Annotated in this window: 21 protein-coding genes; 13 read left to right on the top strand and 8 right to left on the bottom strand. The window is 56.8% G+C overall.

Translation table 11 applies throughout. From position 1 onward, the window contains the following. Positions 1 to 400: 400 nt before the first annotated feature. Both KR767_RS18760 and KR767_RS18755 read left to right on the top strand, forming a co-directional pair. Positions 401 to 2359 (top strand): ATP-dependent nuclease, encoded by a 1959-nt coding sequence (locus KR767_RS18760; protein WP_250877397.1) that lies wholly within the window; start codon positions 401 to 403, stop codon positions 2357 to 2359. After that, positions 2356 to 4008, top strand: a complete 1653-nt coding sequence (locus KR767_RS18755; protein ID WP_250877396.1) for a UvrD-helicase domain-containing protein — start codon at positions 2356 to 2358, stop codon at positions 4006 to 4008. The genes KR767_RS18760 and KR767_RS18755 overlap by 4 nt, the downstream gene beginning before the upstream one ends. A gap of 724 nt (positions 4009 to 4732) precedes the next feature. Here KR767_RS18755 and KR767_RS18750 read toward each other — a convergent pair. After that, positions 4733 to 5359 carry a hypothetical protein gene (locus KR767_RS18750; RefSeq protein WP_250877395.1) on the bottom strand — a complete coding sequence of 209 codons (627 nt, stop codon included), beginning with the start codon at positions 5357 to 5359 and terminating at the stop codon, positions 4733 to 4735. An 8-nt stretch (positions 5360 to 5367) separates the two neighbouring features. Further along, positions 5368 to 5661 (bottom strand): hypothetical protein, encoded by a 294-nt coding sequence (locus KR767_RS18745; protein ID WP_250877394.1) that lies wholly within the window; start codon positions 5659 to 5661, stop codon positions 5368 to 5370. A gap of 568 nt (positions 5662 to 6229) precedes the next feature. Between KR767_RS18745 and KR767_RS18740 the strand changes: the two genes are divergently transcribed. Next, positions 6230 to 8062, top strand: a complete 1833-nt coding sequence (locus tag KR767_RS18740; protein WP_250877393.1) for a MobA/MobL family protein — start codon at positions 6230 to 6232, stop codon at positions 8060 to 8062. A gap of 240 nt (positions 8063 to 8302) precedes the next feature. Here the strand turns inward: KR767_RS18740 and KR767_RS18735 are convergent, their stop codons facing one another. Together KR767_RS18735 and KR767_RS18730 are read right to left on the bottom strand one after the other, a co-directional pair. Beyond that, complete coding sequence (locus KR767_RS18735) at positions 8303 to 9268, bottom strand: hypothetical protein (protein WP_250877392.1); 966 nt, start codon at positions 9266 to 9268, stop codon at positions 8303 to 8305. Between the two features lie 61 nt (positions 9269 to 9329). Beyond that, positions 9330 to 9680, bottom strand: a complete 351-nt coding sequence (locus tag KR767_RS18730) for a hypothetical protein (protein ID WP_250877391.1) — start codon at positions 9678 to 9680, stop codon at positions 9330 to 9332. Positions 9681 to 9831: 151 nt separating this feature from the next. Between KR767_RS18730 and KR767_RS18725 the strand changes: the two genes are divergently transcribed. Beyond that, positions 9832 to 10167: a helix-turn-helix domain-containing protein gene (locus KR767_RS18725; RefSeq protein WP_250877390.1), complete on the top strand. Its 336-nt coding sequence runs from the start codon at positions 9832 to 9834 to the stop codon at positions 10165 to 10167. 130 nt (positions 10168 to 10297) lie between these two features. Here the strand turns inward: KR767_RS18725 and KR767_RS18720 are convergent, their stop codons facing one another. From KR767_RS18720 to KR767_RS18710, 3 genes are all read right to left on the bottom strand, one after another. After that, a complete protein-coding gene (locus KR767_RS18720) occupies positions 10298 to 11479 on the bottom strand; it encodes an XVIPCD domain-containing protein (RefSeq protein WP_250877389.1) in 1182 nt (393 codons plus the stop codon). Continuing rightward, on the bottom strand, positions 11479 to 12087 hold the full coding sequence (locus KR767_RS18715) for a hypothetical protein (RefSeq protein WP_250877388.1): 609 nt from the start codon (positions 12085 to 12087) through the stop codon (positions 11479 to 11481). The genes KR767_RS18720 and KR767_RS18715 overlap by 1 nt, the downstream gene beginning before the upstream one ends. Positions 12088 to 12203: 116 nt before the next feature. Further along, entirely contained in the window at positions 12204 to 13925 is a 1722-nt protein-coding gene (locus tag KR767_RS18710; RefSeq protein WP_250877387.1) for a tyrosine-type recombinase/integrase, read from the bottom strand. A gap of 417 nt (positions 13926 to 14342) precedes the next feature. Between KR767_RS18710 and KR767_RS18705 the strand changes: the two genes are divergently transcribed. Then, positions 14343 to 14987, top strand: a complete 645-nt coding sequence (locus KR767_RS18705; protein ID WP_250877386.1) for a hypothetical protein — start codon at positions 14343 to 14345, stop codon at positions 14985 to 14987. A 311-nt stretch (positions 14988 to 15298) separates the two neighbouring features. On the opposite strand, the gene KR767_RS18700 is transcribed toward KR767_RS18705, so the two are convergent. Continuing rightward, positions 15299 to 16069, bottom strand: a complete 771-nt coding sequence (locus KR767_RS18700) for a response regulator (protein ID WP_250877385.1) — start codon at positions 16067 to 16069, stop codon at positions 15299 to 15301. A 616-nt stretch (positions 16070 to 16685) separates the two neighbouring features. On the opposite strand from KR767_RS18700, the gene KR767_RS18695 reads away from it, so the two are divergent. The 8 genes from KR767_RS18695 (at position 16686) to KR767_RS18660 (ending at position 24910) form a co-directional block, all read left to right on the top strand. Then, positions 16686 to 18242: a recombinase family protein gene (locus KR767_RS18695; protein ID WP_250877384.1), complete on the top strand. Its 1557-nt coding sequence runs from the start codon at positions 16686 to 16688 to the stop codon at positions 18240 to 18242. Continuing rightward, the gene (locus KR767_RS18690) at positions 18239 to 19138 is read left to right on the top strand and encodes a plasmid partitioning protein RepB C-terminal domain-containing protein (RefSeq protein WP_250877383.1); all 900 of its coding nucleotides are present in this window, start codon (positions 18239 to 18241) and stop codon (positions 19136 to 19138) included. Before KR767_RS18695 ends, KR767_RS18690 begins: the two co-directional genes overlap by 4 nt. Further along, positions 19135 to 20043: a plasmid partitioning protein RepB C-terminal domain-containing protein gene (locus KR767_RS18685; RefSeq protein ID WP_250877382.1), complete on the top strand. Its 909-nt coding sequence runs from the start codon at positions 19135 to 19137 to the stop codon at positions 20041 to 20043. The genes KR767_RS18690 and KR767_RS18685 overlap by 4 nt, the downstream gene beginning before the upstream one ends. A gap of 826 nt (positions 20044 to 20869) precedes the next feature. Then, a complete protein-coding gene (locus KR767_RS18680) occupies positions 20870 to 21652 on the top strand; it encodes a hypothetical protein (RefSeq protein WP_250877381.1) in 783 nt (260 codons plus the stop codon). Positions 21653 to 22355: 703 nt separating this feature from the next. Beyond that, positions 22356 to 23126 (top strand): hypothetical protein, encoded by a 771-nt coding sequence (locus KR767_RS18675; protein ID WP_250877380.1) that lies wholly within the window; start codon positions 22356 to 22358, stop codon positions 23124 to 23126. Positions 23127 to 23133: 7 nt separating this feature from the next. Beyond that, complete coding sequence (locus KR767_RS18670) at positions 23134 to 23991, top strand: pentapeptide repeat-containing protein (RefSeq protein ID WP_250877379.1); 858 nt, start codon at positions 23134 to 23136, stop codon at positions 23989 to 23991. A 3-nt stretch (positions 23992 to 23994) separates the two neighbouring features. After that, on the top strand, positions 23995 to 24624 hold the full coding sequence (locus tag KR767_RS18665; RefSeq protein WP_250877378.1) for a hypothetical protein: 630 nt from the start codon (positions 23995 to 23997) through the stop codon (positions 24622 to 24624). Beyond that, positions 24617 to 24910, top strand: coding sequence for a hypothetical protein (locus KR767_RS18660; RefSeq protein ID WP_250877377.1), 294 nt, complete (start codon positions 24617 to 24619; stop codon positions 24908 to 24910). The genes KR767_RS18665 and KR767_RS18660 overlap by 8 nt, the downstream gene beginning before the upstream one ends. The last annotated feature ends 81 nt before the right edge of the window (positions 24911 to 24991 follow it).

The raw sequence follows: 24991 nt of genomic DNA, 5'->3' as shown, positions 1-24991 counted from the left end.
AAGGTGAGAGCTAGATAATGATTGAGTCGAGGTCGCCTTTCCCGGAGCTCGTAATGCCAACATCGACCTCATCGCCTAGGTCGTCAGGCCCGGCTGGCTCTTCGAAGGGTGAGCCCAGCCTCCAGTCTTGGGCCGCAGCTCAAGCTCCAAGCGCCAGCCGCGCGCAAGGAAAGAATCTGCAGGCGCATGCTCTCACAGGCAGTGCTTGGCACACGCCGCAATGCTGCGGGAAGGGGTGAGCCGGACCTTACTAGCATTCGGTATGGGACGTTACGCCAGGCACGGTCGATGCACCAGTCCGCTCACGACTGGCATAAGGGCTAGTTGCTGCGCGCTTGCGTTTACCTTGGCCACCCAGTGATCTCAGTATCATGGGCCCCCCCGCCAGAAGGACATGCTCATGAAACTTGAACGGATACGTCTCTCCGGGTTTCGCTCGTTTGGACCGGTCCCCACCGACATCAGGTTTCGTAAGACGACGTTTCTTATTGGCCCGAACGGGGCGGGGAAGACGGCCGTGCTCACGGGGCTGTGTCGGATGTTCGGCACCGAACAGGGGTTGCGGACCGTGACCCGGAGCGACTTTCACGTTGCCGACGGCCAGATGCTCGAGGACGGCACGGCCGCATCGCTGTGGATCGAGGCCGAATTTGTCTTTGATGAGGGTGACAACGCCAAGGGCGAGGATACCGGCGCTGTGCCCATGTTCTTCTCCCATATGGAGCTTGTCACCGTTGAGGGGGCGCCGCGTGTACGGATACGCCTGACGGCGGACCTCGATGAGACGGGGGAAATCACCCAGCGGCTCGAGTTCGTCGTTGCGACGGATGACGACGACGAACCCACCCACAGCCGGACGATGAGCAATGTCGAACGACAGGCCATTCATGTCCATTACCTGCCGGCAAGGCGGGATCCCGCCGACCATGTCTCCTACGCCGCAGGTTCCCTTCTCGGTCGGGCACTTCGGGCCGCCGACTGGACAAAGGAACGCAAGGTGGTCATCGACCTGGGCCAGGAACTCGGAAAGGCCGTATCAGGCAACCCGGGGGTGAAGGCGTTTGGCGCGGCGCTTGCCAAGGGCTGGGAGAAATTGCATTCCGGGAAGTTCTACGCCAACCCTGGCATGGTCTTTGCCACCGGCCATCTCGACCAGCTGCTGCGCCAAGTCGGCGTCAGCTTCGGTCCGGGTCATGGTGAACCGGTCGTCGACTTCGCCCGACTGAGCGATGGGCAGAAGTCGCTGTTTTACCTTTCCCTCGTGCTTGCGACCCATTCGCTGGGTAAGGCCGTCAACAGCGGGAAGGAAAAGGCATTCGATGCCACGCGCCTTCGTGCCCCGGCGTTCACGTTGGTTGCCATGGAAGAGCCGGAAAACTCCCTGTCGCCGCATTATCTCGGGCGCGTCATCAGTGCCTTGCGCGACTTGTCGAAAACGCTTGGCGCACAGGCGGTCGTATCGACCCATTCACCGGCGCTCCTACGCAGGACAAAACCGGAGGAAGTCCGCTACCTCCGCCTGGATGCCGAGCGCTGCACAATCGTCCGCACCATCAAACTGCCAAAAAAGACCGATGAAGCGCATAAGTTCGTGCGCGAGGCCGTCATGGCGTTTCCCGAACTGTACTTCTCACGGCTGGTCATCCTTGGAGAGGGCGACAGCGAGGAGATTGTCCTGCCGAGGCTGCTGTCGGCCAGTGGCATCGAGGCGGACGGGGCGTCGGTCTGCATCGCCCCCCTCGGTGGCCGGCACGTCCAGCATTTCTGGCGCCTGCTCTCCGCCCTCGATATCCCGTATGTGACGCTCGTCGACTTCGACCTCGGGCGTCACGAGGGTGGGTGGGGCCGCATGCGGGTCATCCACCGGCATCTCCGTGCCTTTGCGGCCCTGCCTGGCACCAGCGCGTCGCCGCGTCCCACGAAGCCTGAAGCCGAGACCGAAGCATTCCCCAAGTGGAGTGCGCAAGACCAGGATATTCCCCTGCGCTACAAGGAGCGCAAGTTCCTCGAAACGGCGGATGTGTTCTTCTCGTACCCCATCGACCTGGATCATTCGATGATGATGTCTTTTCCCAACGCCTATGATGTCGAGGACCTTAAGTTGTCCGTTCTTGACCATCCGGCGGTCGTCGCCGTGCTGGGAAAGAGCGGCAAGGTTGAGCTAATCAACGCCCAGAATCCAGAGCTTGCCGAATTCTTCGACGCCTACCACCAACGCTTCAAGCTCGGAAGCAAACCCGCATCACATATCAATGCGCTCTCCGAGCTCGACGACGCGGCGCTGCGCGAGGACATGCCGTCGGTATACAAGCGCGTCATTAAGCGGGTGGCGGCGTTGCTCGGGGCGATTCCAGAATGATGTCGCCCGATAAATGGGCGCCACCGGGGCATCTCGTTCTGGAGGCCGGCGCGCTCAAGGCCATTAGGCTTCCCGGCAATGCTGCGGTGACGGCGGGGCCGGGGGCTGGCAAGACGGAGCTGCTTGCCCAGCGAGCCGATTTTCTCCTGCAAACGGGCGCCTGCGCCTATCCGAAACGGATCCTGGCCATTGCGTTCAAGCGGGACGCGGCCGCTGTGCTTCGTCAGCGGGTCCGGCGGCGGTCGGGCAATGCTCTGGGTGCCCGACTCGACAGCCTCACGTTTGATGCCTTTGCCCGCCGCCTCATCGAACTGTTTCGCCCTCTGCTGACCGGGACCGATGCACTCGATTCCGCGTTTCGCGTCGGCAAGAAACGCATCGGCCGCAAGCAGGTCTCATTCAAGGAGCTTGTGCCTCTTGCGATGAAAATCATTGAGCTCGAGCCAAGGGCGGCACGGTTCGTGCGGATGACCTACACCCACGTGTTCCTCGATGAATTCCAGGACTGCACGGACAAGCAGTACACCCTCATCATGCGCCTGTTCCAGGGTACAGGCGCCTCAATGACGGCAGTCGGCGACGAGAAACAACGCATCATGGGATTTGCCGGCGCCCTAAAAGGGGTCTTTGGCAAGTTTGTCGCCGATTTCAATGCCGAACCCATCGCGCTTTATCAGAATCATCGTTCGAAGGCGTCCATCCGTCGTGTGCAGAATGCAGTCGCTCGTCTCATCGAGCCATCAGCCCAGGTGGATGACGCGACGATCAAGGGCAACGGCGGTCGTATCCGTGTCGGCGGTTTTGATGGCGCCCCTGAGGAAGCCGCTGCCATCGGTCGGGTCATCGGAGAACTCATCGACGCGGGCACCCCCGGGCATGAGATAGCCGTACTTTATGTCCGCGACACCGAGTACGTTGCCGGGCCGCTCTGCAATGAGCTTGACCGCCTTGGAATCCCCTGGCGCAACGAACAGGAACTGCAGGATCTTCTCTCCGAGCCGGTCACGGTGCTGATGGTCAACCTGTTGAGGGCGCTTGGGAGAGATTCTGCACCGGACGCCTACGCAGAGTTGATGCTGGTACTTCCCGATTCGGACAACGATCACGGACTGACCGACTGGATGCGCTTTCTCGACGGCTTGCGCAGGCGACTGCGCAAAGCGGGGAGGGCGCACCTCGTCGAGGTCATGGAAAACGTTCTCGATGCGTTCCTCGAACGGTTTTCCGTTGCCAATCTCTCGGCGATGTCGGCCGACTATGCCGACGTCGATTACCTGATGGAGCGTATAGCCGAGGCCGGGAACCGGCTGGCCGCCCTAGTGACAGCGACCGGTGATCTCGGCGAGGCACTCCGCCGCTTCTCCGCCGATGGCACGGTGCGGGTGATGTCAATCCACAAATGCAAGGGCATGGAGTTCGACGCTGTCTTCGTGCCGGCCGTCGAGGAGGAGCAGTGGTGGGGCGACGAAGACGAGGAGCGGTGCGCCTTTTTCGTCGCAGTGTCCCGGGCGCGAAACACTCTCATTGCGACCTACGCAAAGCAGCGGGTCCGCCCGGATTCATTCCCCGGGCACCGCCAATGGCGCAAGAACCGGACACCATATGGCGCCTTCCTCGATTGCCTCAGGCCATTCGCCACGAAGGGCTAACCGGGTTACCGCCCAGGCTACCGCTCAACGCCAAGCCGCCCGGGCCGCGTTGCTGGGTCAAAGCTGACGACGCGCTCTTGGGGCTGTCGGAACACCGCCCGACCGCTGGCCGGCAGGCCACGCGCCCCTTCTCGGACTGCCAGCGTGCCCTCACAGACTGTGTAGGAACCATCGAAGCGAACGAGGCAGAACCGCGTCCGGCGTTCGTGGGTGTTGAAAGCCGGAGCTGGCCGTACATCCTGCCTCAGGACAGGGCTCCCTCCGGGACTAAAGTGGTCCACGTCGCCGGTATGCACCAGAAGGGACGGGGACCAGGGTGAAATAGGCTCCGGTGAAGCTGGTGAAGGTCAGGGCGCCGGCCCATTGGGCAAGCGCCTTGTCCCTCGACAGGCGATGGCGACGAAGGCAATTCCGCCGAGCACTACAACCGATACTCCGAGGAAGTGCATAAGCAGCCTGTCTTGGAAGCCATTCGGAAGCTTGCACACCCCGGTGCACAAGGCATGGGGGCCTTGAACTGAGCAACGCCTGATCAACCAACACGCTGGAGGATCGCGCAAAACGAGGCCAAGGAGCTCGTGTTTGATTAAGTGGAAATGATTTTAGTTTCGGCCTGCCTCGCCCCACGCAATATTACTCCGCTCGGCTTGGTTTCCGACCGCACGTTTCACAGACTCCAGTTCGCGCCTAGGCGCGTGGTCAAAAAGCGGTGTACTTTGATCGCCTAGATGTTGACCAAAGCAGAGATGGCGATGAGATCCGCGCGATGCTTCGGTTCCTTTGGCGCAACGATGTCACTCTCAATCTTCAGCGCGATTCCCTTGAACACGTCGGTGGTCGTCAGCTTGCGGGCCATGGCTTCGCGAAGCTCATGCACGACGCCGGCGAGCTCTTCATGTGATTTTGAGGACACCTTCATCGACATTCGGCGTTTTGGAATATCCTCGACAGCAAGTTCGAATGCCCTGTTCATGTAGGGCTCCAGCTCGTCGATGGGTTCTTGGCCCGTGGCCAGGCGGTGAACGTAATACATCAGCAGGGGCTTTCGGAACTCCGACGTTGATCCTGCGTCGATCCGATAGCTTGCGGCGTCGAGCATCTCAATGAAGACGGCTGGCACGTTGAACTCCAGAGATTTGAGAGCTTCCCGGCGCGCGTCACGGATCATAGGAGTGGACTGCGGAGGGATGACAATGACCCGCTCGCATACAGGGCAAACCCCGGCAAGAATGCCCTTGACCTCGCCTGGGCCTTCACTGAAAGGGATATCCCGGTATGCGAACACCGACTCAACCAGTCCATCCAGGTCACACATGGCCTTGACGTGGTCTCCAGCTTTGTAAAAGTGCATGAAACCTCCTAAGGGTGGACACTAATAAACATGACGTTGGGGTCGATAAAGTAAAACTTGATGTAATAGCCACCAGTCACAATGACGTGGACCGTTAAGCTGGCATCTCTGTGGTGCGGCGACGACGAATGCTGGTTGCCATTCGACTTCTTCAGCAGGTTAATGACGTCCTGAGCTGAGATCTGTCCTGTTTTAAGGTGGTTTTTGACTTCAACGCTTGCCCTCGCCTCATGGAGAAACGCTCCAGTGGCAAGACGAGCAATTGCGACGTTCTTTGCAGCGGTAAATCCATTATTGGCCATTTAATACGATGATCCTCGTATTGTCAAGGGGGGTATCGGTTGGCCTCGACGGCCACCGCCTTGATCCAGCGTTCGACTTCTTCCGAACACCGTTCCGGCGTTGAGATACCCGGGAATTTTCAGCCCGAAGTATAAGCTTGTATATTCGTTTAAGTCAGAAATGCTGTTGATATCGACTGTCGACTAGCCGTTTCCTTTGGGCTTTGCTTGCTTCATTCTCTTCGCGGAAGGGCGTGGAGGGGGAGTCAGGACAAGGCGCTCCGGCCTCAACATAAAAACCGAGAGCGCGTCTTAGTGTTGGTTTCTCCAACACGACACTAATAGTGTTCCTCGCCATCCGGCTCCGCAGACCCTTCGGGCCGAAAAGCAGAAAAGCCTTAGAAGCAGGGCGCCTGGCTAAGCCGGCGCACTTTCTTTGGGGTGAAGATTCATCGCTCCGCGCCCATATCTATAAATCCATTTGGACGTCCAAACGCTTGACAATGCCACATTCTCTGCTTTGATAAGTGCGACGTATTGTCCTTTTTTCGATTTCGCCCAGGATGGGCATCTCAGCCAAGGAGGGCTCATGACCGATACACCGACCCCCATCAAACATGCCCGCCCGCATCTGACGACTCACTCCAGAGCCAGTGGCCATTCATCCGTCGCGGGTGCCGCTTACCGTTTGGGCTTGAAACTCGTCGACCATCGCACTGGCAAAACCCACGACTTTCGGAAGCGCAAAGCCGGAGACGAAATTGTGTACGCCATCACGGTCGCGCCGACCGGTGCCCCTGCGTGGGCAACGGACCCACAAGAACTCTGGAACCGGGTTGAGTCCAGTGAGCACAGGAAGGACGCCCAGGTGGCGCGGGACTACCGTGTGCCCATTCCTCTCGGGCTAGATGCCCAACAAGCATGCAAACTCGCAGACGAACTCGCGCGGTTCATCAGCAATGCGCTGAATGTTCCGGTCTCCCTCGGCCTTCACCGTGATGCCGAGGTTGACGCGCTTGGCGTAGCGAAATCCCCGGACAAGGTGGGCTACCACGTGCACCTTTACTTTCCGACGCGGATTTTGCTTTCAAGCGCCGAGGTCATGCGTAGTCCTGAGGGGCCCTATGGAGAGCAGGCTGAGAGGCAGGCCCAGGGTGAGGATACCCAGGCTCGGGAGGGCAGCCCATCGACTGGCTTCGGAGCCAAGCTCGGCATGCTATCCAACCGGCGAAGTTCTGCGAAATGGGTCGAGTCCTTCAACCAGACATGGGCAGAGGCATGTAATCGACATCTAGCCGAGGCGGCTAGGGCTCCGGCCATCGACCATCGTAGTTACATCCGTCAAGGTCTGTCAGACATCCCTCAGCCTAAAGTCGGTCAAGCTGCGACCGCATTGGAGCGTAAGGGGATGTCGACCTTGCGCGGGAGCCTGCTTCGAAGTGCCCTTGCGGTTGGCGTGGCCGAGCAGCGAGCGGTAGAAATCAACGAAGAGGCCATTCGGGCGTCAGTTGGAGCTGATATCACAGCCCGCATTCTTGCGAGGCGCAAACGATTCCCTCAGCAAACACCATCCCCTACCCAGCAGACATTCCGACGGCCCCTCTTGGTCACCCCCGGCGTGTATCCACATCGGCCGATTCGCACATCTGCCCCACCCACGAGCTTGGAAGCACACATCCGGGCGGTGGCAAGACCGCCCAAAAATGACGCGGAATCTCAGGCTCTCGAGCGGTCAGTTAAGTATGCCCTTTACCTAGAGGAGGTAATCAAGTCCGCCCTAGCTCGGATGGATGAATGTCTTGCTCTACGAAAGCAGGTCGAGCGAGTCCAGTCGACTGAAAACGATTTACTGTTCCGGCTGGATGTCAGTAGAGCGGACCGCGTTCGCGCCCTTCGAAAACTGCGCTCGATTGAAGCCCGTCAGGCGTTTCGGATTCGTCTCATCCGCTCTGGTCTGCCTCTCCAAGACCCCCGTCACGTGCACGCGGAAGATGTCTCGCGACTGACAGACAATGTCCGCGTTGATGAGGTTTCTTTGCTTTCGCTGCGTCGGCAGGCCAAGGCCGCACTCCGAAGACTGACCCGTTCGGAGCATATGCTTCAACAAGAGCGAGACAAACTCAAAGAGGCGGCAGAAGCGCTGCTCCATAGTTCGCGTCCGGCATTCGAGCAAGCCCTGGCTTTTCTCCCAGAAGCTGCCTCGGCCCTCGTTCGGGACGTGATGAATGCTGATGCGGCACATTCGATTCCCTCATCGGGGGAGGCAACGAATGACGGCCAGGGCAGTGGCAGTGATGGCCAGGCCGGAGGCGTGACGACCGGACGAACGATGAGAGAACGTAAAAGTACTTGGGTAAGCCGAGCAGCGGGCGTGCCGCCACCCACCCCCGCAGAGCATCTGCGCAGCTTTCCCCGGCTTTAACGATTGGCCTTGATGCGGACGACGGCGTGGGGGAGTAGGACGCTTCACTCCACTTACTAGAACCACCGAGGTCGGCTCCAGTAATCCAGCAATGCCATCACGAATTGCCCACATCTTCGTGGCCATCCTGTCTCCGTTGGTGCTGACGCCTCACCCCCTGGCGCACCTCCAAGCCGCCTCCTGGTTGAACAGGGGCGGCTTTTTTTGGCCTGACCTCTGTATCGACGCCGCCGTCAGCGGTTACGCCCGCTGCTGCAAGCGAACCTCGCCCCGGGCATGCATTTTTTGCAGCGTCCGCACTTGGTCGTCGTTGAGCTCGAAGGTGGGAAAGCGTCCATCAATGGCGACGACCAGTTTGCGCTTGACAGCATGCAGGGCCACCGGGGGCATCAGATGCGGATGGGTTCCGGTGCCAGCCAGGGCCGAGCCATCTTTCTCAATCGCGACGTAGTCAATGCTGGGGCCATCTTCGAAGCGGATGGCCTCGATGACCGGCGCTCCCTTGGCGTTCCGCTGTTCCCGACAATACCGGAGCAGGTCATTGCAGGCCGTTTTCCACGCTTCACCGATGCGCCCCCAGTCCGGCCCGAGAACAGGATGCTTGCGGACCCATGCGTTGAGTGCCTTGGCAGTATCCGGAGAAGCCTGGACCACCGCGAGAGATTTTGCTCGGACCCTCGCGGTTTCCGGATTCAGCAGTCCGTCGATGGGTTCGGGCCATTCCAAAATGGTGGTCAACGTAAAGGCGCTGATGTTCGCATCTGCTTCGAAATACTGGGTTTCAAATCCGACGCGGCCGAGCGGAATGGTTTTCGATACCAGGTCATTGGGTTCGGAGATATGCAGCATGCCGTCCGAATGGATGACCAAGGTCACGTTTGCGGTTTCGAACTCGGGCCTCAAAGAGCGCCTCACACGGTCAGCGCGCATCGACAAAGTAATCGCAATGGCCATCACGACGATGATGGCCGGCACCACGGCCACGGCCCACAATGCTTTCTCGTCGGCGTATGACAGTGTGGGCGTCGTCACCGGACCACTGTGAAAGAAGAAAACGACACCAGCGATGATGGAAAACACCCCTCCCAATTGCATGTAGAGGGCGATGCCGGCAGCAAGACGAGCAAACGGGATGCGCGCGACCCACGTGTTGGCCACGACGATGAGCATCACTCCAAAAATGCACCAAAAAAATGCGCTGAACATAGAACCATCCTTGTATAGGGGAGGGAGTTGGCCTAGAGCCGCATCGAGAGCACCCGGGCGCCTACTGCTTCAGCGCGTAGGTCGAATACGAGACGTAATGACCGGACGGGTCGAACGTCAAACGGGTGGCCTCCAGGTCTTGCTTGGGCCCTTTGCCGATGAAGGTGCCCACGATGGGAATAAACCCTTTCGCGTCCATCTGGGTCGATGAGAAGGAATAGGCCAGCACCGTCTTGCCATCGTCTTGGCGGGTGACTTGAGAGGGCTCCCCGAACAGCTCCTTGGCGTCTTGGATGGTCGAGACCCCAGGTTTCATCTGTCCGAGCTTCTGCAGGTCCATTTTCTGCCCCTGAGTGGCGCAACCGGCCAGCAGAAGGGCGGTGAGGGCAAGGACGGCAACCGGTTTCTTCATGAATTCCCCCAGAGGTGGCGCCGACCGAGGGTCTGGCGGTCCGGAACGGCCCGAACGGGTGTATTAAGACATAAACGATATCCGTATAAATGAAGATCGACTAAACGGATAGCGGTTTTAGGGTGCTTGGCTACCTTCCCGGGGCAGCGCCATGGCCGACGAGCAAGACAAGAAAACCCTCTATCGGGCGTCACACCGCATCTTTGCGGAGTTGCTCCGAGACGTTCGGCTGAGAAAGGGGCTGACCCAGATGGAGTTGGTGGACGCTCTCGGTATGGCGCAGACCTACGCCAGCGAAGCCGAACGGGCGATTCGTCGTCTCGACATCGTGCAGATGGAAGAGTGGTGTCAGGTCTGCGGGACGACCCTACTTGCGCTCATAGAGGAGTACGAGGCACGGAAGGTCGACCCGGCGTTTGCCGAGCCCAGAGAAACCGATGGCCGGAAGAAGGCCAACCGGTCGGCTAGGCTGTCTCCGAAAAGTTGAGGCCCATTTCAGTGAGCGAAGTCCGCAGATGCGCGTGGGGCTGCATAGAGCCTCCTGCATCTGGTGGAGGCTCTACATTGGCCGTTTGTTTAGCTATTCAACATCACGCCCAGGCACCCCAAATCGAGTCCTAGCGGGTCATGGTCTGACTTTGCTGCATCTGTTGCTGTGTCGCGTCTTGTTGCACTTGCTGGGCTTGGGCCTGCTGCTGATTTTGAGCATTCGTCTGTATATGACTGGCCGCTTCCTGGCTACTTTGGCTAAGCGGAGTCTGGATGGCTTGCATGACGCCGACGTCGGTATATTGCTTGAACGGAGAATTCAAATCCCCTTGCACCGCCCAGCCCCGACTCGCGTCATCGTTCAGCACCACATGGTCGATGCGGTTGAATCCGGCAGCCGTTGCAGCAGACGCGAGGGCGCCTGCAAAGTTCTGGGTCATCGGGCCCGGACTGCGTCCCTGGCTTTCGTCAATGCGTGACACGCATTGGTAGGCTTGCTCATACATGCCGTGGGCAGGGTGGTGAGCGTCGAGCAGTGAGGGGGCTTTCTGCTTGGCCTCGGTTTGCATCTGGGCTTTTGCCGCATCAATGGCAGCCAGCGTGTCTTTGCCAGCCACGCCATCGACGTGCAAACCATGGGCCTGTTGAAATGCTTCAACTGCTTCTTTGGTGCGAGACCCAAATTGCTGGTCTGGTCGAATAGTGCTTCCGTCTCGAGCGGTAAAGCCGAGACCGGCCAAGTCCGTTTGAAGAGCGCCGACGGCTGCCCCCTTGTCTTTTTCCCGCAGGAGTCCGTTGTGGGATTGGTCTTGCCCATGCGTCTGTCCGGTAGCAATCGCAATGCCCGCTCGCATCGTCGGCCCATGTGCAACATTTATAATGTTCTTGGCGTAGTTCGGGCCCGTGGCGTAATGCGCTTTTTCAAGAGCCTCGGCTTCCTTCTCGAGATTCCCTTTGATGCCATCATTGAACAATCCGGCCTTCGCATAGCGCGGATTGTCTTCGAGAAACTTTTGGCGGTCCCGGAGCGATTCCTCCACAGAGTCATACACGCGAAACTTCTCTTTCGACATGTACATCTTCTTGTTCTCGTCATACTCCGGAACGGTGAATTCTTTCGTCTTCCCGTGCCAAGACGCATCGGCCTTGACGTTGAAGAGGTTGTTGGTGCCGGGCAACACCTTTTGCCCCCAGCCGGTTTCCTGCGCCGTTTGGGCCAGAATCAGCTCAAGGGAGGTTCCTGATTCTTCGGATACCTTCTTCGCTGCCGGATAGATGTCCGCAATGAACTGCTGGGAGGGATTGGTCATCACTTGTCTCCTTTGCCTGCAGGGGAGGGAGATGCGGTAAACGGTGTGTCTGTCGCGCGGTCTGGCAGCATTGACCAGGTGCCGGTGACGACGGGTTGTCCGTCCTTCAAACGGAAATTGGAACCGTCTTTGTCGACTGACAACGACACCCTGCCGTGGACGCCAGGTGCGGTCACCGGAGCGACCGATGACAGGCGTCCCGTGGTTTCATCGAAGGACGCCACATCGACAAACGTCTGCGCGCTGGAGGCCTCGGAGGCGGTGTCAGACTGGATGAGGGCTTCGACCTGCTTGCCGTTTTTGAGGCAATGCGTGGCCTGGTTCTGGTACCAGCCCTTGGCGAGGGGAACCGGTGTGGCCCAACGTACCTTATGGGTGACCTTGTCTTCGATAGATACCCAGGCCCGCGCATTCATGCCGTCGGCATCTGTCACGTTGCCAACCACGCAGGTGAACCCGTCACCGAGGTCAACGGACGCATTGGCGTCAAAGTGGGCGGGACGGCTTGCGGCTTGGCTTGCCGATGCACATCCAAGGGACACGACCGCACTGAAAGCCAACCAGGCGCGAAGATGGGGCATTGGATATGGGCTCAAACGCTTAGACATGGGAACTCCTGTAGGGGCAGCCAATAGGTCAGACCGCGAGACTACCTGCCGTGGTCCTTGACGGATATTACCCAGTACGAGGTGACGGTATCGGATGCGCTCGTCGCTGCCTATTCCTAGGTTGCCTTCACCGTCTTGTCCTTAGCGCTCTTTCCGGCCGGGCAAAACCCCGCCACCGGCCCCCGTTTGGGCAGGGGGGATTCGCCCGCCTCAATCCGCTTTTCGTTGGACCGTCGACGCACCCCTTCGCACCTTAGGTAATGGTCAAACATGCCCCGCTCATAGGGCGCGACGTCGAGCTCCGGGAAGGGCAGGCGGCCGAGTTCGTTGAGGATATCGAGTGGGGTGACCACGTCCTCATAGTGCTCCTCGGCGACGGTGTTGCCGTTGGGAGTGGCTCCCGGGCGGGGCTTGCTGCTGTGTCCCATGAGGGCATGGCGGACGGCGAGTGGCGTGCGGGCATTCCTCATCAAAGTTGCAATCGTGTGCCGGAAACAATGGAAGGTAATCTTCTTGTCGAGGATGCCCCAGTCGGTCCTAAGCTTCCCGTTGAACCAGTTCTCGATGGTGCCGCCTGGCCGTCCCTCGCTTATCCGAAGGCCCGGAAACAGGTCGTGTTCTCCAAACGCATCGAGGTCCTGCAAGTAGTTCTCAAACCCGAGTGCGAGAATCTGCTTAGGAACTGGGATAACGCGAACGGCATTCTTGCTCTTTCGTTTCTTGCCCTGCCCGAGGTGCAGGCAGAGTACATCGTGGACAACCCCATCCCGGTCGGGCATCCGCACAACCCGGACATCGGACCTTTTCAGTTGGCCAATTTCATTGGAGCGTGAGCCGGTGAACGCGGGAATGAGATGGCCAAAGAATTTCCATGGGGCATTCGCCGCCGCCATCTCGTCTTTTTGGAAGGGGCGTTGCCATTCCGGGTTATTGAAAGAACGCTTGGTATGCTTTTGCTGGTCGCCGAAGTGCTTCCTCCGGTTGATGAGCAACACAGGATTGGAATCACAGCGGTCCCAAGTCTTGAGCCGGTTGAAGAAGGCTGACAGGTGTTGGACATACTTTTCTTGGGTGCCCACAGCAATGGCAGGCAGCTTGTTATTTGCCGCATGCATCGAGAGCTCCGCCGGTGTCATCTTATCGACACCCTTGATGAATTGCCTGTTTTTGGGCCACGTCGACAATGCGCCGAGGAAACGCTCCATATCCAGGATGTTGACCTGCTTTGAGTTCTTGTTTCCGTTGACCGAGATAAACAAGTCAAGGCAGATGCCGATAGCTTCCCCGGTCGAGTCAGGGCTGCCATCCCGTTCGTACTGGAGCATGTGGATGTCCCTGAGCCCCTTGAGGTCATGGGGAAGTTCACCGTTGGCCTGCACCGTTTGATTGCGGGAGATTGCGGAGGCCGCAACCGGGGGTACGAACGTAGCGGCGGGCGTGGGCTCTGTGACTTCTCTCAAAATCCCCGGAGAGGTAGGAACGGTCTCGACGTCTAAGTTCATGACCGTTTGTTCCGGGGGCGCCACCGATTCGGAATGGAGTACACGAGGTGGGAGTGGTGCAGTCGTTCGTGCCGAGGCGGTATCAGCATGGCGGGCGACCTGCTCGAGCACAGGGAGGAGATGGTCGAGAAGGTGGGCAAGTGTGCCGGTGTCATCGGACTCAGAGGCAGTTAGCCGGAACCCGTGATATTCGAGTTCCCATTTCGGCGAATGCGAAACGGCATTTAAGACGGAGTGGAGTGAAGGAGTGGACATGACGGCCCATGAGTCAGTGAAATTGGTCGCCGTTTTAGAAGAAAAAAAACCGCTGTCAAGCGATTCATCGACACGATCCAATTAACTTTATCTTAGCCAATAAAATGGCTTAAGGGCTTGGTTTGCTGCTTCCAAACGATCAAGGATGGGCGTCGTTTTTTCGCTGCCCCATTATTCATATTCAGCCAATTATGCGAATTCGGCAAGAAATATGTGATTTGAGTCTCACTCATCGAGTGCTCAATAAAAGCCATCTGACTTGACAACTCGGCAAGAAGTGGCAGTTTGGATTCTAATATCTCGATTGAGCCTCCCGTGCCGCCATTCAAAGAAATTTTGAAATATCGCGATTTTGAAGGAGGGGGAGAGTCTAAGCAGTCTAAGGTATATATGAAAGATTTCTAGGGTAACTTGCTGATTTTGAATGCATCGGGTTTGTCGCCTTTTTTTCTGTACTCATCCCATTTTATTCATTAACCAATTCGGAAAAGGAGTTCCATGAAAACACCATCTGACCTCGCTCGCTATTTCGCCAAATGCGGCCTGACCCTCCACGCCACCCTTGATTTCGATGTGGATGGCCAGCGAACGAGCTGGTGGTCCCTCACTCAAGCCGAAAATGGCAAGCCTTATCGGCTGGGCGTACATATGAGCTTTCACTCCACGGAAGACTTGTGGTCGTCGTGGAAGGCCTATCAGCCGAACTTGCATCTCCAGCATGTCCATGCGCTGCGTTTCGTTCGGCACTTCCTCCAGCACGAGAAAGAACACTTTGAGCCGTTCAACGCATGGCTCGACCACAATGCCATTGTGAAATCAGCACAAGCCGATGAGCTTGACACGAAGTGCTGGCCATGGACATCTGCTCAGACATCTCTCGACCGCCGGGACCGCCTACTCGTTTATGGGCATCCATGGACCGACACGCCGACGGTGGCGGTCATTGAGCGGTGCACGAAGCATGCGGAATCGAAGGGTTGGGCCAGACGTGCAATTCGAATTGCACGGTTTGACCAACAATCAGCGAGCCGCTACACAGAAGCCATTCGAGATTTGGTCCAGGACGAGCGCCGACGTCGGCTCGCCTCGAACATACGACGAGCAAGGGTGAGAAGGACTGCGCTCCCTCGAAAACGTATCTGATGAGTAGCATGTTGAGCTGCTCTTGCCCGTGAGTGACTTGCTAGAACGAACCAATGAGGCAGCTGCGTAGAGCTACCAAGCACCGCCACATGAAGGTGGTGTGCTTAGTTGCACCCGGGTCCCTCACGACGGAGTGACAAAGGTGGATGTCGGATGAGCTTCGTCCGCGTACGACTATAGCCAGCAAGCAACACGGGCATCAGGATGCTTGCATGAGTGCATGCCCTCAGCGAGGGCATGCATCGGGACGGGGATGAGTAGACGGATGCGTGTCTTTGGCGGGGCGAGGACCCAGATAGCAGCGGAGAGATTTATAAAGAGCCCCCACTGATGACGGTTCGAGTAACCATCTGGAAGAGCTCCTGCGGGTCACTGGTGCAACCCTGTCCGCCATGCTCGACCGTTTCACGCTTGTGCTCGGGGAGGTCTGAGGTTGAATAAAAGAAAAGCGGCGTTTTATTCCCTGCATTTCTCAGTTTGTCGAGCAAGACATACCCTTCGCGTGGACCTTCCTTTCGACCCATATCCGAGATAATAATAGAAAATTTCGTTTCGGATAACCGCATCATAGCCTCCGCAGTCGACGTTGCTTGGGTTATTTTTAGCCCGATAGCCTCAAACGCCTTACGCTCGTATACGTTGGCCTGAGGACGGTCATCCACCCAGAGAATGTTTTTCTGTGAAGTATCACTCCCGGCTGCTCTGGAAATGGCTACTTTCACCGTGTTAGCAATGCCTTCGATGTCGGGCTGCCTGTCGGAGGCTGGATTCTTCACAGATGCGGCTGATAGCATTCCCACAGCGGTTATGAAGTTGTCTTCGTTCTTGAAGTCGCTAGGGGAAAAGAGTTTGAAGTTATGGTTGCTGACAAGCCAGCCATAAACAATAAGCACTGCGAACGGAAACGTCACCAGAAAATAAATGAGCGGCATTCGTTCATCGTGGGCGAGCGACCCAGATGCAGCCGTCACCAGGCAAGAGAATCCATAAATGAGAACAATGAAGAGCGCGAGGATGCCCAGCGGATTCCGGGAGAGGGTTTTTGCGGCTCCAACCATATCTGGCATGTTGACGTTGTTCATTGCATTCCTTGTCCATCAAAAATTTTAGTGTCAATCCAAACGCTAGGCGACATTGGAATCATGAGTAAGCGCAGTGACGCAGAAGACCGCTAACAACCTACCAAGCATACAAGTTGAGGTCGCTCCAATGGCAAGTCTTTATGCCGGGGCTCCTTCGTAAATGCATCTGACGGATTTCGCGGATGTAGCTAGCCCCTCAAGAAGGCTGCGACCCTTTCGAGGCGGTCTGTAAGGTCAACCACCGCGTCGGCGTAACCAGGGAGGGGATGAGTGCCCGGAGGGCCCAGAAGGCTGACAACGCGCCCTGCAGATGCCCGGAGGTCCGGGTTGTTCATGACCGAGGGCTTCTCAGCCAGTTGGCCAGCACGGAAGCGGGCTTCGGTAAGGTCCCCATCGAGTAAGGCCTCGCTTAAGGCCACTGCTTCGATGAGCAGTTCGGCTGCCTCAAGGACCGCTTGTTCGTCCTGCATCGATTTTCCTCCCTCCCTCTGTTGCTCGCCATTGTAAGCACGAATGGTGGGCCTGTTTCATGGCTGATACAGGCTTCCTACAGAGAAAAAAGAGGATTACATTCTCCAGTCCAAGGGCTCGCTGAGCCCCGTTCTGGGCGGGTGTTATGTCCAAGCGCGCAGCCTCTGGCAGGGCTGAAGCAGCCATTCCGGTGGCTGAGTATGTGCGCATGTCCACGGACCACCAAAAGTACAGCACCGAAAATCAATCGGATGCTATCCAAGCCTATGCCAGCGCTCATGGCATGAGTCTCGTTCGGACCTACAGGGATGAAGGAAAAAGCGGCCTCGACATTGGTGGCCGGGAAGCCCTCCAACAGCTCCTCTATGACGTCGAATCGGGAAAGGCTAACTTCGAGGCGGTTCTCGTCTTTGACGTCTCCCGCTGGGGACGGTTCCAAAACAGTGATGAAGCTGCTTTCTACGAATACCGGTGCACCCGTGCTGGCGTCCGGGTTATCTACGTCGCCGAGCCATTTGACAACGACGGAAGCCCTCTGGCCACCATCGTCAAGGGCGTTAAGCGCTCAATGGCGGCAGAATACAGTCGTGAGCTTTCGAGCAAGGTTTTTGCTGGTCAATGCCGCCTTGCGAAACTGGGATTTCATCAAGCAGGACCAGCCGGATTTGGGTTGAGGAGGGCGCTCATTGACGGCGACCGTCGCCCGAAGGGCATCTTGGCTCCAGGTGAGCGGAAAAGCATTCAAACCGATAGGGTGGTTCTCGTACCCGGTCCGGAAGAAGAAGTAGGTACGGTCCGTGATATCTATAAGATGTTTATTGAAGAGGGCGTATCGGAAGCGGATATTGCCACGCACCTAAACATTCTGAGTATCCCTACCGACCTTGGGCACTCCTGGTCACGGGCGACGGTCCACCAAGTACTGACCAACGAAAAATACGTTGGAACAAATGTTTATGGACGGCGCTCCGGGAAACTCAAGCAGCCTTCTCGGCCGGTACCTCCCGAAAGCTGGATACGGTGCGACAAGGCCTTTGAGGGCATCGTGTCTGAAGAGATGTTTTTGGAAGCACATCGACGGATTGCAGAGCGCTCACGGCGACTATCCGACCGCCAAATGCTGGAACTCTTGCAACGATTGCTCGAAAAAGTGGGTGAGCTCTCCGGCTTCATCATCGATGAGCAGGAAGATTTGCCCTCGAGCACGGCCTACCGAAATCGCTTCGGTGGACTCACTAAGGCATATCGCCTCATCGGCTATGAAGTAGAGCGAAACTATGATTATCTCGAGCTTAATCGTCGCCTGAGAGCACGGCATCCAGAAGTCCTGGGGCTAGTTTGCGAGGCACTCCGCACCGCTGGTGGCACTGTTGAACGTCATTCTGGTACGGACCTCCTTTGCGTCAACAATGAATGGACACTTTCCGTTGTGCTTTCCCGCTGCTTTGCCGCTGCGAATGGTCGGCTTCGCTGGAGAGTCCATTTTGACGCCATCCTGCGTCCCGACCTAACCGTTGCATGTCGGTTCGACCCATCAGGAAACGGCATCCAAGACTACTACCTGATTCCTCGGCTTGACCTCGGTATGTGGCCTCGTCATCTCGGGTTTGAAAACTCCCGATTGATTGATGGCTATCGCAAGGAATCACTTGCCGAGCTCGGGCTTTTGGCTGCACGTATCCGGTACCCGGAGGTCGCATGAACACATCATCCCGACATCATGAGCAGATTCAACAGATTCCTATAGCAGACATTCATATCCTTAATCCGAGGGCAAGAGACCGACATCAGCACAGAAGCATTATTGAGAGCATACGGGCTACGGGGCTTCGACGGCCCGTCACTGTAAGTCAGCACTCTGGTCGAGATGGGCACAAGCATTACGTCTTGGTTTGTGGTCAAGGACGTATCGAGGCCCTCCTGTCATTAGGGCATAAAAGTGTTCCGGCCATCATCGTTGAGGCTGAGAAAGAGGATTGCTTGGTGATGAGTCTCATAGAGAATATTGCCAGGCGTTCGCCATCTCCCATCGATATCATGAGAGAAGTTGGTCGGCTGCGAGAGCGCGGGCACACTGACGGGGAAATCGCAGAACTTATTGGAACCAGTGCTTCGTGGGTCAATATGGTGGGCAGTCTTCTCGAGAAAGGAGAAGAGCGTCTTTTGGTTGGTGTGCAGACAGGGGTTATCAGCCTTGCGATGGCTGTGGATATCGCGAAGGCCACCACCCCCGAAATTCAACGAATATTGACGGACGCTTACGAAAAGGGGCTGCGAGGGAAGCGAATGGGGCGGCTTCGGCGTCTCCTTGAGGCACGCGCTCACCGGTCGCCTCAGATGAGAGGAGGCTACCAACCAGGAGCAAGGCAAGAAAAGCGGAAAGTGTCAGCGGCTGAACTTCGACGACTTCTGGAGAAGGAGGCTGAGAAGGAGAGGTTGGTCGCTAAAAAGGCAGAATACGTTCATGAGCGTCTGGCATTCTGCGTGACCGCCATGAAGGACTTGCTTTCCATTCCAGAGTTTTGTGCCCTTACCCAATCTGAAGGCGTGGGTACGATGCCTAGGATGCTGGCCGAAAGGATGGGGAGGGCACCATGACGGACTTGCCTAAAGGACCCGATGAATCGTTGAAGACTGGGTTTTCTTCTGTTGCGGTTGAGGTGCCTCTAGAGCGCATTCAAGCGCTTAAGTTGCTTCCAAAGACGCTGAAAAATACCTCCAAATGGAAAGAGATTTTAACGTCTATCCGGGAAGAGGGGCTTGTCGAGCTTCCGGTAGTCGAAGCCGTTCCTGGGCAGAGCGGGTTTTACTATCTTGTCGATGGTCACGTTCGCGTTGAGGCGCTGCGTGAGCTCGGCGAGTTGACCGTGAAATGTCTTTTGACTGCGCGGGACGATACCTACACATACAACACCATGGTTAACCGCATTTCCGCCGTGCAGGACCATAAGATGTTGCTTCTTGCTCTTGATGCCGGCGTTCCCATTGAGCGCCTGGCTAAGGCATTGGGACGCGTACCGGGAACGATTCGGCGAAAAGCACGCCTGATGGAGGGGATTTGTGATGAGGCTGCTGCCATCCTGGCAGATACCCACTGCTCGGCAGCAACCATCGCCGTGCTCAAGCAGCTCAAACCTGTCCGGCAAATGGAAGCTGTGGAATTGATGATGGCGAGCCAGAACTTCAGTGTTCCGTTCGCCAAAGCACTTTTGGCTTCCACATCAGAGGAGATGCTCTCGACCAGGGCGGAGAAAGGGCGGCGCAAAACCGAGACGGCTGCTGCGATGGCCCGGGTAGAGCGAGAACTAAGCACGCTTCAGATGAAAACCAGCACCGTTTCAGAGGCCTATGGGCGGGATGTTGTCGACTTGACGTTATTGAGAGGCCATTTGAGCCAGTTACTGGGGAGCAATAGCGTCGTCAAATGGCTGGTGAAGCACCGGCCGGAGTATTTAAGAGAGTTTCAGCGCGTCGTCGAGGTTGAGGATGTGGCTCGAGGATGATGGTGTGGCCGGGAGCGGCTGCCCCTTTCAAGGGCAAATGCCCTTCATCGGACCATGCCTATCAATCAGAAGGGTATCTGCGTAGCCCGGGATGGGGTGTGACTTTATCTCCACGTCTGGCTTTGCTTTGCAGAAGGTGTCGAACCTCTTCTCGTCCTAAGCTCTATCCCTGTTAGGCTCATAGCCAAAGGCGTCATAGGAACGAAGCGGAAGCTCACACATTGGGCCGACTGGAAACTACACGCGCTGACCGAGCACTAAACAGCCCCTGTTCTAGATTGACGGCCTGCGACCAAGCGGGGTGACTGCGGTCTCAGCAGGTGAGACTCAAAAACTGCATACAGGAACTGATTTCATATGCGTATTTCGATGGGTGGCTTGGTGAGTTCCCGATAAAATGGCTCTGTATAGCGGTTTTATGGGCATTCTTGGGGCGATTCGCTTAGGAGGGGTGACGCATAAGTCATCAGGTTTTGTTGATTTGCGGTCATGATTGGTTGGAGCGTGACCCGTGCTCAGGGCGGGATTCCCAGCATTTTTACGTTCTCTACCCCGGTCATCTGAGATTGAGCTCAAATTGATTTTTCGATGATTGGAAGTAAAAAGAGAAAAAAATCAATTATTTGAGTTTTACTTGTGAGTCCGGTTCTCGGCTATTGAGGGCTTTACGAGGTCTTGCGGGGGTCAACTCTTGACCTTTGTCGGTTCGAGGCGTACAAAACCGCATCCAGACTGAGTCTCCGAGATGACGGACTTGACCGACGACAGCACTCCCGAGCAACCGGTAAGCTCTCCTTCTGCGCGTACGCGCCGTCAGGCTGGCCGAGTGCTCCCCAACGACCGGTTGAGCATTGGCAAACAGCTGCATGTCTTCCGTGCCTATGCAGCGGCGAGCGGCGACGAGCGCAAAGCCGTATCCAATAGTGAGGTGGCCGACACTGGGGGACTAGTAGGGTCGTCTGTCTCCCTCTGCAATCCCTTTATGGTCGATATCGGTGTTTTGAGTAGGGAGGGGGTGAAGCAACGCCCCTCTCAAGCCCTATTCGATTACTTGCACGCCTACAACTGGAACACTGAGACAGCAGGAACCAAGCTGTATCCGGTCTTCGTCGACACCTGGGCGGCAAGGGCTTTGCTGCCCAAACTCTCCCTCCGGCAGCTGTCAAAGGAAGACGCCATCTTGGCCTTAGCCGATGCGGCCAAGGCTCCCCGGTCTTATCAGAAAAGCCTCGAAACCTTGCTGGAGTTCCTAAGCATCTCCGGTGTAGTGCGTTTCGACGGCAATACGGTTATCAAGGGCCAGCCGCCCGGAGATGAGCCGGACCCGAGCGGCAGCGAGGAGGATGAGGAGGAGGCAGGGAGGGCGGACGCGGGCCAGAACAGTGATAAGCGCTCCCCGCCGCCCCCAGCCGCGCCCCCTGAGGACGTCCACCGGTTCGAGATTCCCATCCCAGGTAAGCCGAGCGTGCTCATCCATGTACCTAAGAGTTTGGACGCCGACGACTGGGAGATGTTCCAAGAGATGTTTGACATCTACGTGAAGCGCTGGAAGGGGTTTGATGGCGCAAAGAAGGGCCCTGGCGGCCAGCAGAACGGAGGGGCGGGATGAGAAGAGCCTGAGCCGGTGCGCACCGCCCCCGTGGTCGACGGGCTTTCCGTACGCATTGGCTGAAAATAAAGTGGCCCTGATGCTTTCGCAGAGCACCAGGGCCACATGGAAAGCACTTCGGCTCCCACTGACGGAGGGTATTGAGGACAGCCTCTGTCCCCAGCGTCAGGTCTTGGCAGACCTATCTAGCATACGCTGTTGGCGTTTGTGGGCAACCCCCTGTCCTCCGACCTCCTTGGAGTGTTGTGATGACTTTCTCACAAACCAAGCCGAAAAGTGTCTTTGTTCGGGCTTATTTCCGTTTCCGTTTTGGAAGGCAGGAAACAGTTTGCCAGCATTGGCGTTCGGCACCTCACCAGTACGTGTTGTTCGCTTGACCTGCACGGGGCGCCCTCGGGCGCCCCGTGTTGTTGCGAGTATCGGGTTTGAAGTGGAATTTCAGTAAATAAAACTTGCCGGAATGCGTCAGTCCACATGGGGCCGCTCCGCTGCTTGGCCAATCCGATGGAGTAAACTGACGTGGTCGCCAGCTCTGAGTGGCTATGAGGGAAAGTCGTGCGTCCGAAAGTTCGCCAGGGAGCGGCGTTTCCGCCGCCCTATCTTCTATCGTCTTGTGCGGTGCCAAACGAAGCGCCTTGTACCTCACCAATGAGTGGGGTGTTGGCTGCATTCAGTTCTTATAAGTCAGGCGGTTGCAATAACCGTGAAGTTTGAACCAACTACTCCAGCACCATCCGTCCTCGATTCAGTCATGGACCGAACGGCTGATGTTCTCCGGTATAGCGAGCACTTGCTCATCAAGCGCGTAAGTGTGAAGTCTCCAGAAGTTGAAGTGGTCATAGATTCTATTTGGCATGTGCCGAATTTTCTCATTTTTGGTATCGGCTTGAATGCCAAACGGCTGGGTTTGACCGCTCTTATGGTTCCGGTCTGGTGGTTTATTTTTTCGGTGGTGGCCGTGTTCGACAGTGGGCTGAGTCATCCATTTGTGAGCAGCCTGTGGGGACCAGCCGTTCTAATGGGGATGGGGACAATGGTTTTCCGTCCGCCTGCCGGTGGTGTCCTTGAGGGGGTCCGCCGGCCAGCGGTCCTGCTGCTCGCCGTCTTCATCCGCAACCGCTGCCCGACCGAAGAAGGGCTGGCCGGCGTCAAGTCGGCCCTCGCAGCGCTCCAGTCGGTTGCGGCTGTCCGTAATACTCGGTTGCAGACAGTTGTTGGTCTGCTTTGGGGTGGGTTGACCTGGTGGGTCTTGACATGGGTTCTGGGGAGCGGTGTTGCACAGGCTGTCCGCAACGCCGCCGTTGGTTGGGCAGTGATTGCAGGGATTTTTTTTGTTCTCTTCTTCATTGCTTGGACAAGCTATACGACAGCATCGAGGGTGTTCTGGCTCACCCTCGACCTTGCACTTGCTGAAGTTGAGGCGGGTACAGTGCCTGTTGGAGCGGTCTTGCTTCCAGACGCGCGGGTCTCGTAGTTCATGCATGAAATCTGACCCTCCCGGCGGAGGGCGCGCCAAGGGTGGGAAACTTATGGAAAAAGACAAAGAACAGATGCTCGGAGTAGGGCCAAAATCGGAGATAAAGGACCGGCAATTCGTTCAGGATGTGACGAGGAGTGAATTCAAAAACAAGATATTCATTCGCTTGACTGCTGTCGAAAAGCGCTTTGAGAAAGTCGACTTCAAGTACTGCACGTTTGACGCATGTTATCTGCGAAAGTGCACCTTCGATTCGTGCGACTTCACGGGTTGCCGGTTCGTAGGTACCAGCTTCTCCGGTAGTAATTTTTCGGGATGCAAGTTTGATTACGCGGTATTCGAACGGACGGATATCGATGGTGACATCTTGGTCGATGGACGCCCGTCCGAAGAAAATCTTGCTATGCGCTTTTCGCGCTCTCTTCGCCTCAATTTTCAGCAGATGGGAGATGTTGAGTCGGCAAATCGTGCAATCCGGGTTGAGCTCGATGCCACTGGTGTGCATCTGTCTAAAGCATGGAAAGCTAACACGGGGTATCACAAAAGAAAGTATGGCGGCCAGCGCCTCAAATATTTCTTGAAATGGGTCAGGTTCCGATTTTTAGAGTTACTTTGGGGGCATGGTGAAAGCGTTTCTCGGCTTTGCATATCCTTGCTGGTCGTTATTTTAATCATCGCGTTATCGGAATTTTTGCTAGGCGCGCCCCCGATTACTGCACTCACTGATGCCCCACAGGTGTTGCTTGGCATTGCAAATCCGATGAAATTTCCGGGCTTGGTGATGGCCCTCATAGTTGTGATACGCCTCGTGTTCTTCAGCTTGTTTACCTCGACCCTCATCAAACGATTGAGCAGGAGGTGAGTTATGCATCTTTATGCATTTGGTTCGATTTGTCGGGGAGAGGTCAGTTTCGCATCTGATGTTGACCTTCTTGCTTTGGTGGATGGTGTGGATGACCGTTTTGACCCAATGGTTTACTCCATTTACTCATACGACCGGCTGCGGCAATTGTGGGCTCAAGGTAGTCCTTTTGCCTGGCACCTATGGCAGGAATCGAGATTTTTGCATGGGGACGATGGACAGGACTGGCTGAGGGGACTGGGTGCACCTGCTCCTTACCCCGACTCAGCTGAACACTGTCTGCGCTTTGCTTCAATGTTTTCCAGCGCTGCTAAGGCTTTAGCAGGCGACTGCCCCAGTCCGGTTTTCGAGTTATCGACGGTTTTCCTTGCCATGCGTAATTTCGCCACCTGTTACAGTCTTGGTTTCTTGAGTACAGCCGACTTCTCACGACGTTCCCCTCTGAAAATTGGAACAACGAGTATTGGCTTGCCAGAAGAGGAGTTCGGGATACTCGAAAGGGCCCGGTTACTCTGTACCCGTGGCTTCGGTCCCGCCCTAACCGGCGAGGAGGTCAGTCGGGCGCGGGCAGTTCTGCCAACAGTCCAAGCATGGTTGTTCAACTTGCTCGGGAGGGCAGGCATTCATGAATGACTTTATCAACCGGGTCGACACCTTGCGCCAAGTGCTAAATCTGGTCAATTCGCGGGTCCGAGGACAGGAAGAGCTCTTTGGGTTGTCAGAGAAGGCCATCAGTCGATGGGAGGCGGTGAATGGCATTGACCCCGCCCAATCATTGTCGACCTGCTTGCGGGAGCTCGCGATGGCATTACAGACTTTGGCAAACAAGAGTCAGGAGTCGGTCACCGACGAGTACAGGACAAAAGCCTTCAAGGTTTATGGTCTTACTGAGAAGCTGAGGCTAAAACTCGATTGGTAGGCCTTGCCTAATGATGGCATTACTAACCAAAATCCAGGTCACATTCCGGCCCACCGATGCGGGTCCCGGAGGCGTTGGGGG

It is taken from the genome of Luteibacter anthropi (genome assembly GCF_023699965.1).
Classification (GTDB): Bacteria; Pseudomonadota; Gammaproteobacteria; order Xanthomonadales; family Rhodanobacteraceae; genus Luteibacter; species Luteibacter anthropi.
The sequence above is the reverse complement of the archived record's forward strand: the minus strand, read 5'-3'. Positions and strand labels throughout refer to the sequence as shown.